Raw genomic sequence first — 15990 nt, 5'->3', positions numbered from 1 at the left:
TTTTTTAATACAACACGATTTTTATTTATGAATTTTCAGAAAGAATTTAAAGATTTTGCCACAAAAGACCAAGGAATAAGCAGCACGTATTATGACAAGATCATGAGCAGCATGTATCCTGTGAGTCTTACCCCAAATATTATTGAAGAACGCCAGATGAACGCCGTATCTATGGATGTTTTTTCAAGACTCATGATGGATCGTATTATTTTTCTGGGTACTGGCATTAATGATCAAGTAGCCAATATTGTACAAGCGCAATTGCTATTTTTAGCCAGCGTTGATTCAAATCGAGATATTCAGATCTACATCAATTCTCCAGGAGGAAGCGTATATGCTGGATTAGGTATTTACGACACCATGCAGTTTATCACCCCAGATGTAGCAACCATTTGTACAGGGATGGCAGCTTCTATGGCTGCAGTACTGCTTTGCGCCGGTGAAAAAGGCAAGCGAAGTGGCTTAACCCATTCTCGAGTTATGATTCACCAACCTATGGGTGGCGCACAAGGTCAAGCGAGTGATATTGAGATCACGGCACGGGAGATCATCACTTTAAAAGAAGAGCTATATAAAATTATCGCTCAACACAGCGGTCAGACCTATGAGAAAGTATATGAAGACAGTGATCGTGATTACTGGATGAAAGCTGAAAAAGCTTTGGAATACGGAATGATTGATGAAATTTTGACCCGAGGCGACAAATAATCCCCAAAAAAGCTAAACCGATATTTATGTCGAAAGAAGAATTAGAATGTTCCTTTTGTGGCCGTAAAAAAGCCGAAACCAACTTGCTTATTGCAGGTTTGGATGCACATATTTGTGATCGCTGTATTGAACAAGCACACGGTATTGTAATAGAAGAGGCGCTGCATTCTACCAACAATGAATTATCTAAAGAGCTTATGCTCAAAAAGCCGAAATCGATCAAAGAATTTCTTGATGATTATGTGATCGGCCAAGAACATACCAAAAAAGTAATGTCGGTTGCAGTTTATAATCACTACAAACGATTATTACAACCTAAAACGGATGACGATATTGAAATTCAAAAAAGTAATATCATCATTGTTGGGCAAACAGGAACTGGAAAAACATTGGTCGCTAAAACAATTGCACGAATGTTAAACGTTCCTTTAGCAATAGTAGATGCAACCGTATTGACCGAGGCTGGTTACGTAGGTGAGGATGTTGAAAGTATCCTAACACGCCTTTTACAGGCAGCAGATTACAATGTTGAAAAAGCACAGAACGGTATTGTTTTTATTGATGAGATCGATAAGATCGCCCGTAAAAGCGATAACCCATCAATTACAAGAGACGTAAGTGGTGAAGGTGTTCAACAAGCGCTTCTAAAACTTTTGGAAGGAACTGTAGTTAATGTCCCGCCTAAAGGAGGTAGAAAACATCCAGATCAGAAATTTATTGAAGTAAACACAGAAAATATTCTTTTTATCGCGGGAGGTGCCTTTGATGGAATCGAGCGTCATATTTCGAAACGCCTTAATATGCAAGCCGTTGGTTTTAGTGCAACGATGAAAGAAGAATACCTAGATCGCGATAATCTTTTGAGATATATTATCCCGAAAGATCTAAAAGATTACGGACTCATTCCGGAGATTATTGGGCGATTACCAGTGCTTGCCCATATGAATCCGCTTGATAAGGGCACATTGCGTGCGATTCTAACAGAACCTAAAAACGCCATTATAAAGCAATATATCAAGCTTTTTGAGATGGACGGCATAGAACTTGTCATGACTGAAGAAGCTCTAGGCTTTATCGTTGATCAAGCAATAGCATACAAATTAGGTGCTAGAGGCCTGCGTTCGCTTTGTGAAGCTGTTTTAACTGATGCCATGTACGAACTACCTGGAACAGATGATAAGATTTTAAATGTTACTGAGGAATACGTTCAAGAAAAACTGAACAAGGCGACCATCAAGAAATTGAAAGCCGTTTCATAACAAACTCTTACTTAAATATAAAAAAGCCTCAAACATTAATCCGTTTGAGGCTTTTTATTGAACTTAACTTAAACTAATCGGTTACGGAATAGCAATCACTGTTTTTGACTTTCTATTCAATATTTTCTGCTCCAACAATTCCGTCTTATTTTTCAATGTATATCCAGCAACATCGGTATCGCTATTTTTTAGATTAACCGCACTACCACAAGAGGTCATCGAGATGGTTAAAACTACAGTTGCTATTATAAAAATTATTCTTTTCATGTGAGGTTATTTCCTTTGAACAGGTCAAACATACTCCGTAAGAAAAGGACTACCAAAACTTTTAGTTTAAGTGAGTTCGAAATTCGTTGAAATACATCGATTTTCTTAAAAATCGATTAAAGACCACAAAACATCGTTTTAAAACGCAGTATTTGAGCCGAAAAAGATGTCGTTCGTCGATCGAGCTAAATATCAGAACAAATCATCCGTTCTTTAAAAGAAGTATTGTTTCTAAAAAATCTACCAATAAAATATTGAGTTAGTAGAGATACAAATGGAAACGAAATTATATTCCGAAGGAATCAAAAAGCAGATCTTACTGTAGACCATTTAAATCGATCAATTCCTCTAGATAATCACGTGTATTTGACAAACGAGGCACTTTATGCTGCCCGCCCAATTTCCCCTTATCTTTTAACCAATCATAGAATAAACGTTCACGAGCGCAGTGCACTTTAGGGGGATTTAAGGTAGTATTATTAAAGCGTTTGGCTTCATAATCACTATTAACTTCTTGCAAAGCAGTATCGAGAATTTCAGAAAACTCATTAAAATCTTTTGGAGGGGTCTTAAATTCAATGATCCACTCATGCGCACCTTTCTCTCTACCTTCCATAAAAATGGGGGCCGCTGTATAATCAACGATCTCGGTTTGTGTTTGAAAGGATGCCTTCCGAAGCGCTGCTTCGGCATTTTCTATAATAAGTTCTTCCCCAAATACATTAATATGATGCTTAGTACGCCCTGTTACTTTAATTCGATGCGGACTAACAGAGGTAAATCGTACAGTATCGCCAATTTTATAACGCCATAAGCCAGCATTTGTAGTAATTACAATTGCGTAATTTTTTCCAATTTCTACTTCGGAAAGCGGAATGATCTTTTCTGAAGTTGAACCATATGCATCCATCGGGATAAACTCATAAAAGATCCCATAATCAAGCATTAACATTAATTCGCTGTTGGAATTTCTGTCTTGAATCGCGAAAAACCCTTCCGAAGCATTATAGATCTCATAATAACGGAATGACTCCCGTGGTAAAATTGCATTGTATTGTTCAACATAGGGGTCAAAACTCACGCCTCCATGAAAATAAACTTCCAAATTTGGCCATATTTCGAACAAATTTTTCTTTCCAGTAGTTTCTAAAACATTATTTAGTAATACCAGCATCCAAGACGGTACGCCTGCCAAACTTGTTACATTTTCCCAAATAGTTTCATTTACAATGGCCTGCATCTTGGTTTCCCAATCGCCCATCAGAGAAACTTCACTGCTTGGCGTACTACTAAATTCGGCCCAAAAGGGCATATTATCAATCAGGATGGCCGAAAGATCCCCAAACACGGTACCGTTTTCCTGATACAACTCCTTACTTCCTCCTAAACGAAGACTTTTACCAACAAACAACTGTGACTCGGGATTGTTGTTTAAGTACATACATAATAAGTCTTTACTTGCAGCATAATGACACTTCTCTAACGAATCACTACTCACAGGAATAAACTTACTCTTTGCATTTGTTGTTCCACTCGATTTTGCAAACCATTTGATAGGAGTTGGCCAAAAAATATTACTCTCCCCTCGCCTCGCCCGTTCAATTCGGGCTTGATTTTGTTCATAATCTGTAATAGGAACCCTCTCGGCAAACTCCCGATAGGTCTTTATGCTTTCAAATTCGTATTGCTTTCCTATTTCGGTATTTCGCGCCGTATTAATAAGACTGTGCAGCAATTCCTCCTGAACCTCAATAGGATATTTCAGAAAAAGTTCAATTTGATGAAAGCGCTTCTTTAAGAACCATGAAGCGATTGAATTTACTAATGGGATTGGCATATTTTGACCTATCTTTATGCTTTAAAAATACAATTTTATTCTATGCAATACGAAGGTGTTTTAACAAAAATGCGAACCGAAATTGGAAGTCCAATTCAGTACTATTTGGTTTTTGCCAACGACTTTCTTCAAATGAACCAACTTTTAGATAAAAAACTATCTATTTCTCATATTGGCAACGAATGTTTGAACTGCCATCTCGATAAAAAGATCTATCGCCAAGGCTTTTGTTATGATTGTTTTTATGAAATTCCACAGGCAGCCGACTGGATCATGCGACCAGAATTAAGTACCGCTCATTTAGAAAAGGAAGATAGAGACCTTGCATATGAAAAAAGAGTACAACTGCAACCACATGTTGTTTACCTAGCAAATAGTAGTAATGTCAAGGTTGGCGTAACAAGAAAAGCACAGATTCCCACAAGATGGATTGACCAAGGTGCACATGAAGCCATTGAGATCGTAGAAGTTCCTAATCGCTACTTAGCAGGAATTACGGAAGTTGCCCTTAAAGATCATGTCGCTGATAAAACAAATTGGCGAACCATGCTTAAAAATGAAATTAAAGATGTGGATCTTGTAGAATGGCGTGAAAAGTTAAGGTCTTTTATCCCTGAGGAAGCAAAAGAATACTTTATTGCTAATAATTCGGAGACCCATATGGAATTCCCTGTATTACATTACCCTAAGAAGCCCAAGAGTTTAAACCTCATCAAAACACCTAGTTATGAAGGGGTTCTAAAAGGAATTAAAGGACAATACCTCATCTTTGAAGACGATACTGTTTTTAATGTTCGAGGCAGTGAGGGCTATGTTGTGCGGCTGCAAATAAGTTAGTTTCCGCCCTTTACCGAATCTTTCTTTTTCTTTTTATTTCCGAAGAGATCGCCAAAAATATCTTTTACAACTTCCGTTGTTGTATTAACTGGGTCTGTTTTTGTAGTTCCTGAACTGTCCTTTGGCTTTGAACTTCCTCCAATAATATCTTTTAAGATATCGGTTCCTTTATCTTTTAAATCTTGTTTTTGCTTATCAATAAGTTTTTGTGTCAATGCTTTTACTGCACTTTCGGTGTTTAAATTTATTTGCGGATTTGTCATGGTTCCTGTTATACCTACAGGTAAAGAAACCGTCATTGCGTTTGCTTCGGCAGGATCTAACTTGGCCAATAGGCTGCTTACCTCCCCTCCTAAATATTTTGCGGGCACATCCATACTGAGATTGTAATTGACACTCTTATCTAAACCATGAGTTCCTCCTGCGGTAATTTTTACTCCCTTTACATCAAAAGTGAACGGTTGCACTTCAATATTTCCATCTTTAAACGACAGTGCCGTAGTAACATCTTTTAGACTTAATCTATCCAAATTTAAAAAAGAAACCTTTTCACCCAGCTTAGATAGCAATGGAGCCTGCGCAGGATTAACTTCGGCCGTTAATATCTGTGCTAAAGCACTTCCAGCAATAGTAGCCAATTTAGGTGTAAAATTTTCATCCAACTCACCACTCAATTTTATCGTGGTATTTAGATTTCCATCCAATGCTTTTGCGACTGGCGCAATATATTTGAGTAGCGCTAATTTTCCGAAGGACTCATCAATGTCTATCTTGCTAAGATCCAGGTCCATTGCAAAGGTTGGCACTTTATTTTGAGTATTCACATTTCCAGCAAGCGCAATAGTTCCACCAAAAATACGCGAGGTGACATTACTCAAATTAGCAGTTTCGTTTTTAATTCCCACGGTTCCTTTCGCATCTTCCAATACAACATCATCGTAGATCACTTTGTTTGCCTGAAAGTCTAGGGTTGCATCCAAAAAGTCAGGTATTTTAATACTATCGTCGGTAAGTGAGACGTTGGTATTTGAAGCTTTCTGACCAGAAGAAGTAGTTTCCGCAGCCATAAAATCATTTAGATCAAAGGTGTTCGATTTAATATTAAAACGTCCCTTTAGATCTTGTTTCGCCATGATCCACGGGATCAAATTTTGAATCGTTCCGGTACCTTGCACGTCGGTCGAACCGGTTTTGGCTTTCAATTCATTTAACTGAATATTTCCCGGAGACATAGTGATCGCGGCATTTGAGATCTCTATCGGATTATTAAAAGCGGCATTAGTGTAAATAAAATTTGACAAGCTTGCCGTTCCGTTCGTCTTTATGTTTTGATATTGTTCGTTTTCCACAGAAGCCATGTCGAAACTTGTAGTAACATCTGCCTTAAAAATTCCGCTGAGATCCTGCTCTAATTCAATAGGAAGCACACGTTCAATATTAGCAAGGTCAAGTGTTCCTTGAATGGCGAGGTTTATCAAGGCGTTTTGTGTTAGATTTTTTATGCTTCCGCTGGTTTTAAATATCTGGTCGTCTATTTTAAATGTTAGTCCGCCAATATCGAGATACGTATCTTTTAACAAGCCCGTGGTATTTAAGAGATCTGCGGAAATAGAAATATTTTTAACTGCTTTCGGTAAATCTGGATATTTAAAAGACGCGTTATCACTTCGAACTTTTATATCCATTTTAGGAATATAAGTATCATCAACAATGCCCTTAAGGTTACCTTCCACAGTAAAATTACCCGTTGTAGTTACGCCGTCTAAATTTTTTACATATTCCTTCGGAATAACTGCTAAAAAGTTTTTAAAGTCTGATGAAGGTGTTTTAAACGAAATATCGATCTCGTTGTTGGTTTCATTCACTTGAACATATCCGTTAAAAGTTAATGGAAGCTCATTGATCTTTGCTTCATTTTCGAGAAAAGTGTACTTCTGATTCTCAAGGTCAAGTTGAAAGAGCGCGTCTAAGGTCACGCTGTTTTCACTTAAATACTCAACATTATCGATCTTAAAGGAAACTAAAGCAGTGGTTATGGTTTCTAATTCTGATTGATTTACTGAAAAATCTCCCTTCCCAGTATGGTTAACATTTTTCAACATTAAGAAGGTTTTTGTAGACTCGTCCAAATAGTTAATTCTTGAATTGATGAGTTCGTAGCGCTGTAAATTAAATGTAAAACCTTCCGAAGACGCTTCATTATTAGTGCCAACTGTGTTTTCATTTTCGACACCAATATCGTAATTAGCATTACCCAACGAATCTACTTTTATATTGACAAAAGCTTCATCAAATGTAAGCCCATCAATCTTGATCGCGTCATTGCCTCCTTTTAATAACTGTGTAATGCCCATGTTTAAACGCAGTTCTTTTCCACTTGCGAGTGTGTCACCAGTAAAAGGAGCGCGATTAACCACGCTAAAATCATTGATGATCAAAGCAGCGTTTGGAAAATCTTTAAAAAGACTCAAATCGAACGCTTGCCATGAAACATCGGCGTTGACATTTTTATCGATGTTCTGCTTGATCAGTTTTTCAAAAGTGCCCTTAAATAAAAATGGAGCGGCAGCCAAAAAGATGATAAGCAGTACAAGAATAATTCCGATGATCTTAAAAAATTTCTTCATGATAGAATAGCGCGAACGCCGATTATTTTATAATTAAACATATTGTGTTTTCAACTGCGGAATTTCCTCCCCCATAGCCAAACCAAAACGCTTTCGGAAGGCAAAAACGGCCAGATAGAGTACGGGCGTATCGAGTATTGCTATAAGTACTTTAAATAAAAACCCGCCTAATAAAAGTCTGCCGAAAAGCGACCATTCAATTTTTCCGAAGCTACACAAAAGCAAAAGTACCGTGAAGGTATCGACAAATTGCGACAGAAAAGTTGAGAAATTATTCCGAAGCCATAAATGTTTTCCCTTGGTGAGTCTTTTCCAAAAATGGAAAATCTGAATATCGATATACTGGGCCAATAAATACGCCATCATAGAAGCAAAAACGGCAATGGCCGTGGCTCCAAAAACTTTTGAAAACACAGGATCGTCAATAGGACTCCACGAGGTTGCTGGCACAGTATCGGCTACAAAAACAATTAGCAATGAAAAGAACGACGCAAAAATTCCTGCGGTGACTACTTGATTGGCTTTTTTCTTTCCATAGATCTCGCTAATGACGTCTGTTATAAGAAAGGTGATGGGGTAAGGTAAAATACCTACAGAAATTTCAAAAGTATATATTCCGAAGAAGTCCCAATAAAAAAACTTTTGAAAGATCAAATTAGACACAACCAACGAAGCTATGAATAAGGCCGCTAAGATCAAGTAGATACGGTCGGCAAGTATCTTATCTTTTATTGAGAGTGTCGCCAAAATTCTGTCTATAATAACAAAGATAATGGTCAGTGTTTTTCTTTTCCTTAATTTCGTCTTAAATTCGAGAGAGTCTTATTTATAAGGTGCCAGCGATTTCAACAATGTTACTAATCAACCCCCGTAAAACAGTAACGAGGGTCCAATAACCAAGTTATAAAACCAACACATAACATATATCTTTCGCTAGGCAGCAATATTGGCAATCGCTTTGAACACCTCCAAGCAGCAGTAAATGCTATTTTTGAAGAGATAGGCACCATCGTAAAGATCTCTTCTGTTTATGAAACTCCAGCACTTGGTTTTGAAGGAGGTGATTTTTTAAATTGTGTTCTTTTAGCACAGTCTACCCTTTCACCTAGAAAACTACTTCAACAGATCCTTCTTATAGAAAAAAAGCAGGGTCGGGAACGTAAAAATGCTTTAGGATATGCCTCACGTAACATTGATATTGATATTTTGTTTTATGATGACGAAGTAAAGCAAACAAAAGACCTGGTCATACCACATCCTGAAATAGCGAACAGAAGGTTTGTATTGCAACCATTGGCGGAGGTCAATGCAAAAATAGTCCATCCGGTATTACATAAAAATGCTGTAAAACTACTTTCAGAAACAAAGGATGAAAGTGTAGTGGTAAAACAATCGAAATGGTTGCGAAATCCTAAAAAAGACTACGATTTATCAAAATTTAACTACATCGCCATTGAAGGAAATATAGGAGCCGGAAAGACCAGTTTGGCCAGTTTATTGGCAACCGATTTTAATGCAAAATTAATTCTAGAGCGCTTTAAAGACAATCCTTTTCTTCCAAAATTTTATAATGATCAGGCACGGTATGCTTTTCCTTTAGAGATGTCTTTTTTAGCAGATCGTTACTTGCAATTGCTTGAAGATATCGCGCAATTCGATTTGTTTAAAGATTGTGTAATTGCCGATTATGATGCTTATAAATCGTTAATTTTCGCGAAGGTTACCTTGGCAGACGAGGAGTACAATCTATATAAGAAGTTATTTCATTTGATGCATAAGGAGCTTCCAAAACCTGATGTATATGTGTATTTGTATCAAAATACGGATCGCTTATTAGAAAATATAAAACAACGTGGGCGAAACTATGAACAAGGGATCGAGGCACATTATCTTCAGAAAATAAACGAAGGATACCTTGAATTTATAAAGTCACAACACAATGACAATATCAAGATCATTGATATCTCTGAAATGGATTTTGTTCGGTCTCGAAAAGATTATCTCACGATAATAAAGCTGATCCTTAACTAAAAAAGGCGAGAAGTTCTTTTTTTCTTGAAGGGCTGACCATGATCTCTTTACCACTAGAGAGTACTACACTTCCTCCTTTTCCTTTTTTGTATTCAGTGATGGCATTGACATTCACCAAATAAGATTTGTGCACCCGAGCAAAGCCACTTTCCTTTAAAATATCTTCAAAGTATTTTAGGGTCTTACTAACCAGTTTTTTGCTGCTAGAAAGGTAAATATTGGTGTAATTATCATCTGCTTGGCAGTATAAAATATCGGCAACTTGCAAGACTTCAAATCCGTTTTGCAACGGAATGGTGATCTTCCCTTCAACCTGAGTGAGTTTCGGTTTTAGCACCGTATTTTGAAGGCTATTTTCCTTTTGTTTTATTTCTGAAACATAATCGACCGCCTCTATAAGCTTGTCAATTGAAATAGGTTTTAGCAAATAATATGACGCATGTGCATTAAGTGCATCAATTGCATAATGATTGTAGGCAGTAACAAAAACGGTCTCAAAGGTTCTGTCACCCACCTTGTCAAGTAGATCAAAAGCGTTTCCATAAGGCATCTCTACGTCTAAAAACACAAGATCAAGTTCGTTATTTCTGATCAAGATCAGGGCTTCATCAACATTGGCGGCTTCTCCTTGAATTTCAACAGTAGGACAATATTTACCAATATAATTGCGTAAGATTTCTCTACTAGTCTCTTCATCCTCTACAATGATGGCTCTTAGTTTCATAGGTGGTGATTATTAGGTTTAATCTTTCTTTAAAATAAGCTCTACGCGAGTTCCTGAAGCATCTTCCATGCCATCGGTAACATGTACATCCACCTTATCTTTATACATTTCATTTAGTATAGAGATTCGTTTTTTGATGTTCCCCATACCTTTCGATTTTTGTTTCTTTTGGTTATCGGTTTTAAACTCCATCGATTTTGTTCTCCCAATTCCATCATCGACAATTGAAATTTCTACCGTTTCTGAATCTAACTGCTTAAAATGAATCTTTAATGTACCACGCTCCTCTTTGTAGCGCAAACCATGCCATACTGCATTTTCTACATACGGCTGCAAAAGCATTGGAGGAATTACAAATTCATTTACCTGTAAGTTTTCATCAACCGTAATCGTGTAGTCGAATTTATCTTTAAAGCGAAAATGTTCAAGTTTGGTATACAATTCGAGAAGTTCAATTTCCTTAGACAACGGAATAAAATCTTCGTCACTATTTTCAAGAACCGATCGCATAAGTTGTGAAAAATCACTGAGGTATTTATTTGCTGTGCGCTCATCACTACTCGCTATAAAGCTATTTACTGAATTTAACGCATTAAAAATAAAATGCGGATTCATTTGCGTTCGCAACGATTTTAGCGCGAGTAAATTATTGGCATACTTTTGTTGCTTTACACCTTTATATTGATTGTAGGCTGTAAATAATAATAGTAGCGCGATCAAGATCAAAGACCCAATGACCCACTTTTGTACGCGATTGTTCTTCTGAATTAATTCTTGATTTTCAAAGGCGAGTTGATATCTACTTTCATTGATCGACCGTTCGTTTTCCAGACTGGTAATTCGGTTCTGTTTTAAGGCAATTTCCCGGCTAAAACGGGCCGCCTGCGAGATCTCCTGCTCCTTTTTAATATATAATTCGTCTACCACTTCTACATAGCGTTCATAACTTTCAGCGGCTTTTCCATAATCCCCTAGGTCACGATAGATCTCAGAAAGCTTCCGGGTAGCATCCTTTTCTACTACTAAATCAGATTTCTTATCGGCTTCTTCAATACTCTTTTTTAGAAAAGGAATAGCGTCTGCATATTTTTCTTGGGCCACATAGGCATTCGCAATTTTATAATTTTGTCGTTGCGGAGTCAAGGCCTCATCAACCGGCTCAGAAATCACATCATCTTCTAATGATTCTATTTCTTCTAAAGCTTCAGATCGAAGTTGGATTTCCTTATCAAAATCTCGGTTCGCATTATAAAAATCGGCTACCTGATTTTTTTCTTCAACTGCACGCTTTTTATTTTCGCCTTGGGCTAATTTCAGAGAATTTCCAAAGTATTCTTCTGCTTCTTGTTTTTCTCCTCCCTGTGCATATGCCTGTCCAATTTTTGAATTAAGATCGGTTACTTTCGGTGTGATAGCGTGCTTTTGGGCAACTTCTAAGCCTTTTCGATAATTTTCAACGCTCTTTTTTGAATCACCCGTAGCCGAATATGTATCACCTAAACCTTCATAAACTTCGACTTTTTGATAATTTGAAAGATTGCTTTTTAGCAGATCTTTATAGTCGGCTATTGCCTCTTGATAGTTCTTATTTTTCATAAAAGCTTTTGCAAGCTTAATGCGCGTTTCCAGGTTATTTTCTGAAGAAAGGGCCCGTTTATAATTGTCAACGGCAAGATCTGGTTGTCCCCAAAAGGTGTAAATATCGCCCAGGGTCTCAAACGCGATCCTGTTTTGTACTGCGGTAGCCTGTTTGCCTGTTGACTCTAAGGCCATAGTTACAAATTCAATGCTTTTTTTTGCGTCGTTTTTTAAGCTGGCTTTCGCCTGATCAATATTGTCGGCAAAATCATTTCGGGAACGTTTTATAAACTTTTTGGAAGATATTGGTGCCGATTCGGGTTCGGCTTGCTCAACTTGAACAGTAATATTCTGCCCATCCTTGATCGTATAGTACACGGTTTTAAAATCGTCATTCTTTATAATAAGTTCATCGCCAACTTTAGCTCGAATAGAAAACTCCCCAGCATTATTGGTCGTTGTATAATCACCGCCCAGAATCTCAATATTCACTTTTGGAATAGGCAAAAATGTTTCAGCTTCTATCACCTTACCGCGTAGTGCAAAAGTCTGCTTAGCGCTCGAAGAACGAACACTCTTATTTTGAGACATAAGGTCGCCCGACATTCCGAAGCAAACAAAAAATAGCACTAAAAATAAGGTTCTCATAATTTATTAGAAAGTGTAAACATACATACTTTATGCGGCATTGAAAAACGACGATACGAGCATTAACAGTGTTTTAGAGTTCAAAAGTAGCACTTTACTCAATGACGCGTTATGTTGACTCATTGAAAAAAGGGACTACCTCATTTATGGTTTTTTCTGAAATACTTCCGTCCTAGTTTTACACCATAAATAAAGATGATGAAATATACCTATTTAATACTTGCTTGCCTTTTGTTTTTTTCTGAATTAGCTCAGGCACAGCACAAAGGAAACTACAACCAACAGCAACTTGAGGAAGTAGTCTCTCGGCAAAATATAGCTGCACTTGGTAATGCACCTATTTATAACCCAGTGGTTCAGCAACAATTAAATAGACCGATAAATCCTACTACTACATTAACTATCGACTTAAAAGCTTTAAAAAATGTAACTGCCACTTCGTTTACCGCTGTATTTAATCTTTCGCAAATTGGCAGCTCTGCGGAAGAGGCAAATGATCTAATTAACGGTCGGATTAATGCCGTAAAAGCCCTGTTACTTTCCGAAGGTATTTCCGAAGAAGACATTGTGATAGATGTTATTTCCTTCGTTCCCGTTTATGATATCGAGGTTGAAAAAAAAATCTTCAGTAAAAAATACAACGAGGTACCAAAAGGCTTTGAACTACAGCAAAACCTACACATTCGCTTTTCAAAAACCAATCAGTTTGAAGCCATCCTAACGGCCTGTGCTAAGAACGAAATATACAATTTGGTAAAAGTAGATTACTATATTGAAGATATCGCTTCGGTATATAATGAACTACAAACTGGTCTTATCAAACTTATAGATAAAAAGAAAGCATATTATACTATGCTTGGTTTTGATATGGATAATTATACAGTAGCACTGGCAGACGATAAGTATTGCTTTTTTCCGAAAGATTTTTATAAAAGCTACCAAGCCTTTAACAGTATTTCATTTGAGGCGATCAAACAAAATAAGGTGACGAAGGTAACGAAACAAACCTCTTACTACTATGACCCGCTTTCGTATGGCGATTATGATTTGGTCATTAATCCAAGCATTTTGGAGCCGGTAATTCAAGTTGGAATGAACATAAAACTAGTTTACACGCCAAAACCCGAAGATAAAACTGAACCTATCGTAAAAACTGAAATTAAACCTGTGTATTACGTGGTTTCTCCAGATGGAAATATTGACATCAAACAATTAAATACAAACAAATAATTTAAACACTATGAAAAAGTTAACGCTAATAATGCTTTGTACAATGAGCTTGATAATAAGTTCGTGCAAAGCTGAAACGAAAAAAGAAGTAGCTATGGCTGGAGATCCAGTTTCTGCTTCAGTAGTTAAAAAGCAAGCCATTCGTGTTGCACTTCTACTTGACACTAGCAATAGTATGGATGGCCTCATTGATCAGGCCAAGGCTCAGCTCTGGGAAATTGTCAACGAACTCTCTTATGCAAAATGCAAGGGTGAGCGTCCACAATTAGAGATCGCTTTATATGAATACGGAAACGATCGATTGGCCGAACGCGACGGGTATCTTCGGAAAATACTCTCCTTTACAAATGACCTTGACGATGTTTCAAAAGAATTATTCTCTTTAACTACAAATGGAGGGAGCGAATATTGTGGAGCTGTAATTCAAGCTTCTTTAGACAATCTTGATTGGGGTAACGACGCAGATGACCTAAAAATGATATTTATCGCAGGAAATGAGCCATTTACGCAAGGAAAAATCAACTATAAAGATGCCGCTACAAATGCAAAAGAAAAAGATGTGGTAATTAATACTATTTTCTGCGGAAAACACGAACAAGGAATTGATTCATACTGGCGAGATGGTGCTAAATTGGCTTATGGTGATTATATGTCTATCAATCACAATCAGCAAACCGTACATATAGCCTCTCCATATGACGATGTGATTTTACAACTTAATGTGCGTTTAAATAACACTTATGTGCCCTATGGTGCCTATGGAAAGCAAAAGGTGCGTGTACAAGGTGAACAAGATGCAAATGCAGCCGATTATAGCAAAGCCAATGCTGTAAGCCGTACTGTAAGTAAGGGGTCGCATTTATACAAAAATAGCTCTTGGGATCTGGTTGACGCTGAAGAAAAAGAAGATTTTAGTTATAATTCTTTAAAAAAAGATCAATTACCGGAAGCGCTACGTGGGAAATCGGAAGCTGAACTCCGAAGTTATTTGGAAGAGCTACGTGAGGAGCGTGAAGAAATTAAATCAGAGATCTCAAAACTTAATGAAAAGCGCCGAACCTTTATCGCTACCCAAAAAAGTGGCGACACAAATGGTTTGGAAGCTGCCATGATAACATCTTTAAAGAAGCAAGCGGCTAAGAAAAATTATGTATGGCAATAATCGAAAAAGAATTCATGTTATAAAATAACTCATAAAAAAAGCGCCTCTGTTCAGAGGCGCTTTTTTTTAATTAATTGCAGGACAATTACAATCGTAAGGTTCAGGTCTTCCTCCAAGGAAGTCATAACCAATTGTGATCTGGTGGTGACCACCACTTTCAAATTTGATTGTTCCTACTTGTTGTGAATAGGTATAAGCAAACATAAATTGTTTGTAATTCACACCCACTATGGGTGTAATGTATTGAAGTTTTTGATCTCCAATACCCGCACCATCAACAAATTCAGAACCGTCAAGACTACGACGATATGAGAGCGCTGCCCAAAGTTTTCCAAAATCCATTTCTCGGTATGCTTTAAAGTTAATATCAAACGCTTGTTCTCCCGTGCGCTCTTGAAACTGAAACATAACTGAAGGTTCATAAGACCAAACTGCACCAAACTGTCCAATAGCATAAGCAGCACCTAAGATATAACGACGTTGGTTATTAGACTCATACTCCTCTGAAAATAAGTTTCTATTCTGAAATAAAACATTTTTCACTGTAAAGTGTCCAGAAAAATTTAAAAAGTTATATGAGAACCCTGCATCTACATTAAAATAGGAAGAACTCTGAATAATGTTTGCGATAATGGGATCATATACCAAAGGATCAAATTCTGTTTCATCTAAACGAGATTGTGTTATACCGGCACTTAATCCAAATGAAAGTTGATTAAGATCCGCTTCACTTCTTGAAAACATTAAGTGATGCGCATACGTTAAATATGCTCCCGTTTGTGAGTGATATCCATTCTTATCATTGTAAAGAATAGCTCCTACACCAGATTGTTCACCTAAACGCGCATTAAAACTCAAGGTCTGCAAATTAGGAGCATCTTGTTGGTCGAACCACTGCTTTCTGGCGGTAAGTCGCACCTGATTATGCGCAGCTGCCCCTGCCATAGAAGGGTGTATGATATATAAGTTATCCGCTAAATACTCAGAGTACACAGGGATTCCGTCTTGTGAATAAACGAATGGGGCTACTGCTAATAGCAATAGTAAAAAGTAGGTTTTTTTTAGTTTCATAGTTAGTTGTC

At 37.3% G+C, this 15990-nt stretch carries 13 protein-coding genes; 6 read left to right on the top strand and 7 right to left on the bottom strand.

Features of this window, described 5'->3' with window-relative positions; genetic code table 11:
* Nucleotides 1-27: 27 nt before the first annotated feature.
* Entirely contained in the window at nt 28-708 is a 681-nt protein-coding gene (gene clpP / locus ACY2RU_RS16610) for an ATP-dependent Clp endopeptidase proteolytic subunit ClpP (protein WP_490139606.1), read from the top strand.
* Between the two features lie 26 nt (nt 709-734).
* Entirely contained in the window at nt 735-1967 is a 1233-nt protein-coding gene (gene clpX, locus ACY2RU_RS16605) for an ATP-dependent Clp protease ATP-binding subunit ClpX (RefSeq protein WP_490139605.1), read from the top strand.
* 81 nt (nt 1968-2048) lie between these two features.
* On the opposite strand, the gene ACY2RU_RS16600 is transcribed toward clpX, so the two are convergent.
* Both ACY2RU_RS16600 and ACY2RU_RS16595 read right to left on the bottom strand, forming a co-directional pair.
* Nucleotides 2049-2234, bottom strand: coding sequence for a hypothetical protein (locus ACY2RU_RS16600; protein ID WP_490139604.1), 186 nt, complete (start codon nt 2232-2234; stop codon nt 2049-2051).
* A gap of 316 nt (nt 2235-2550) precedes the next feature.
* On the bottom strand, nt 2551-4071 hold the full coding sequence (locus ACY2RU_RS16595; protein ID WP_490139603.1) for a GH3 auxin-responsive promoter family protein: 1521 nt from the start codon (nt 4069-4071) through the stop codon (nt 2551-2553).
* 42 nt (nt 4072-4113) lie between these two features.
* On the opposite strand from ACY2RU_RS16595, the gene ACY2RU_RS16590 reads away from it, so the two are divergent.
* Nucleotides 4114-4908, top strand: coding sequence for a DUF2797 domain-containing protein (locus ACY2RU_RS16590; RefSeq protein ID WP_490139602.1), 795 nt, complete (start codon nt 4114-4116; stop codon nt 4906-4908).
* Here ACY2RU_RS16590 and ACY2RU_RS16585 read toward each other — a convergent pair.
* Both ACY2RU_RS16585 and ACY2RU_RS16580 read right to left on the bottom strand, forming a co-directional pair.
* On the bottom strand, nt 4905-7535 hold the full coding sequence (locus tag ACY2RU_RS16585) for an AsmA family protein (protein ID WP_490139601.1): 2631 nt from the start codon (nt 7533-7535) through the stop codon (nt 4905-4907). The two genes, ACY2RU_RS16590 and ACY2RU_RS16585, sit on opposite strands and share 4 nt — an antisense overlap.
* A gap of 33 nt (nt 7536-7568) precedes the next feature.
* The gene (locus tag ACY2RU_RS16580; RefSeq protein WP_490139600.1) at nt 7569-8282 is read right to left on the bottom strand and encodes a queuosine precursor transporter; all 714 of its coding nucleotides are present in this window, start codon (nt 8280-8282) and stop codon (nt 7569-7571) included.
* A 156-nt stretch (nt 8283-8438) separates the two neighbouring features.
* Here ACY2RU_RS16580 and folK point away from each other — a divergent pair, with 156 nt between their 5' ends.
* Nucleotides 8439-9566, top strand: coding sequence for a 2-amino-4-hydroxy-6-hydroxymethyldihydropteridine diphosphokinase (folK, locus tag ACY2RU_RS16575; RefSeq protein ID WP_490139671.1), 1128 nt, complete (start codon nt 8439-8441; stop codon nt 9564-9566).
* Here folK and ACY2RU_RS16570 read toward each other — a convergent pair.
* Both ACY2RU_RS16570 and ACY2RU_RS16565 read right to left on the bottom strand, forming a co-directional pair.
* Nucleotides 9559-10290: a LytR/AlgR family response regulator transcription factor gene (locus ACY2RU_RS16570; protein WP_490139599.1), complete on the bottom strand. Its 732-nt coding sequence runs from the start codon at nt 10288-10290 to the stop codon at nt 9559-9561. The genes folK and ACY2RU_RS16570 overlap by 8 nt on opposite strands.
* Nucleotides 10291-10308: 18 nt before the next feature.
* Complete coding sequence (locus tag ACY2RU_RS16565) at nt 10309-12516, bottom strand: histidine kinase (RefSeq protein ID WP_490139598.1); 2208 nt, start codon at nt 12514-12516, stop codon at nt 10309-10311.
* 195 nt (nt 12517-12711) lie between these two features.
* Between ACY2RU_RS16565 and ACY2RU_RS16560 the strand changes: the two genes are divergently transcribed.
* Together ACY2RU_RS16560 and ACY2RU_RS16555 are read left to right on the top strand one after the other, a co-directional pair.
* A complete protein-coding gene (locus ACY2RU_RS16560; protein WP_490139597.1) occupies nt 12712-13746 on the top strand; it encodes an SIMPL domain-containing protein in 1035 nt (344 codons plus the stop codon).
* Nucleotides 13747-13789: 43 nt separating this feature from the next.
* Entirely contained in the window at nt 13790-14908 is a 1119-nt protein-coding gene (locus ACY2RU_RS16555; protein WP_490139596.1) for a vWA domain-containing protein, read from the top strand.
* Between the two features lie 66 nt (nt 14909-14974).
* On the opposite strand, the gene ACY2RU_RS16550 is transcribed toward ACY2RU_RS16555, so the two are convergent.
* A complete protein-coding gene (locus ACY2RU_RS16550) occupies nt 14975-15979 on the bottom strand; it encodes a PorP/SprF family type IX secretion system membrane protein (protein WP_490139670.1) in 1005 nt (334 codons plus the stop codon).
* Between the last annotated feature and the right edge of the window lie 11 nt (nt 15980-15990).

Source organism: Ulvibacter sp. 2305UL32-6, from assembly GCF_058148545.1.
The sequence above is the reverse complement of the archived record's forward strand: the minus strand, read 5'-3'. Positions and strand labels throughout refer to the sequence as shown.

What these genes read in the sequence shown, in the direction of transcription:
- clpP (WP_490139606.1), top strand. Translation starts at nt 28, where the DNA reads ATGAATTTTCAGAAAGAATTTAAAGATTTTGCCACAAAAGACCAAGGA.
- clpX (WP_490139605.1), top strand. Translation starts at nt 735, where the DNA reads ATGTCGAAAGAAGAATTAGAATGTTCCTTTTGTGGCCGTAAAAAAGCC.
- ACY2RU_RS16600 (WP_490139604.1), bottom strand. Translation starts at nt 2,234, where the DNA reads ATGAAAAGAATAATTTTTATAATAGCAACTGTAGTTTTAACCATCTCG.
- ACY2RU_RS16595 (WP_490139603.1), bottom strand. Translation starts at nt 4,071, where the DNA reads ATGCCAATCCCATTAGTAAATTCAATCGCTTCATGGTTCTTAAAGAAG.
- ACY2RU_RS16590 (WP_490139602.1), top strand. Translation starts at nt 4,114, where the DNA reads ATGCAATACGAAGGTGTTTTAACAAAAATGCGAACCGAAATTGGAAGT.
- ACY2RU_RS16585 (WP_490139601.1), bottom strand. Translation starts at nt 7,535, where the DNA reads ATGAAGAAATTTTTTAAGATCATCGGAATTATTCTTGTACTGCTTATC.
- ACY2RU_RS16570 (WP_490139599.1), bottom strand. Translation starts at nt 10,290, where the DNA reads ATGAAACTAAGAGCCATCATTGTAGAGGATGAAGAGACTAGTAGAGAA.
- ACY2RU_RS16565 (WP_490139598.1), bottom strand. Translation starts at nt 12,516, where the DNA reads ATGAGAACCTTATTTTTAGTGCTATTTTTTGTTTGCTTCGGAATGTCG.
- ACY2RU_RS16560 (WP_490139597.1), top strand. Translation starts at nt 12,712, where the DNA reads ATGATGAAATATACCTATTTAATACTTGCTTGCCTTTTGTTTTTTTCT.
- ACY2RU_RS16555 (WP_490139596.1), top strand. Translation starts at nt 13,790, where the DNA reads ATGAGCTTGATAATAAGTTCGTGCAAAGCTGAAACGAAAAAAGAAGTA.
- ACY2RU_RS16550 (WP_490139670.1), bottom strand. Translation starts at nt 15,979, where the DNA reads ATGAAACTAAAAAAAACCTACTTTTTACTATTGCTATTAGCAGTAGCC.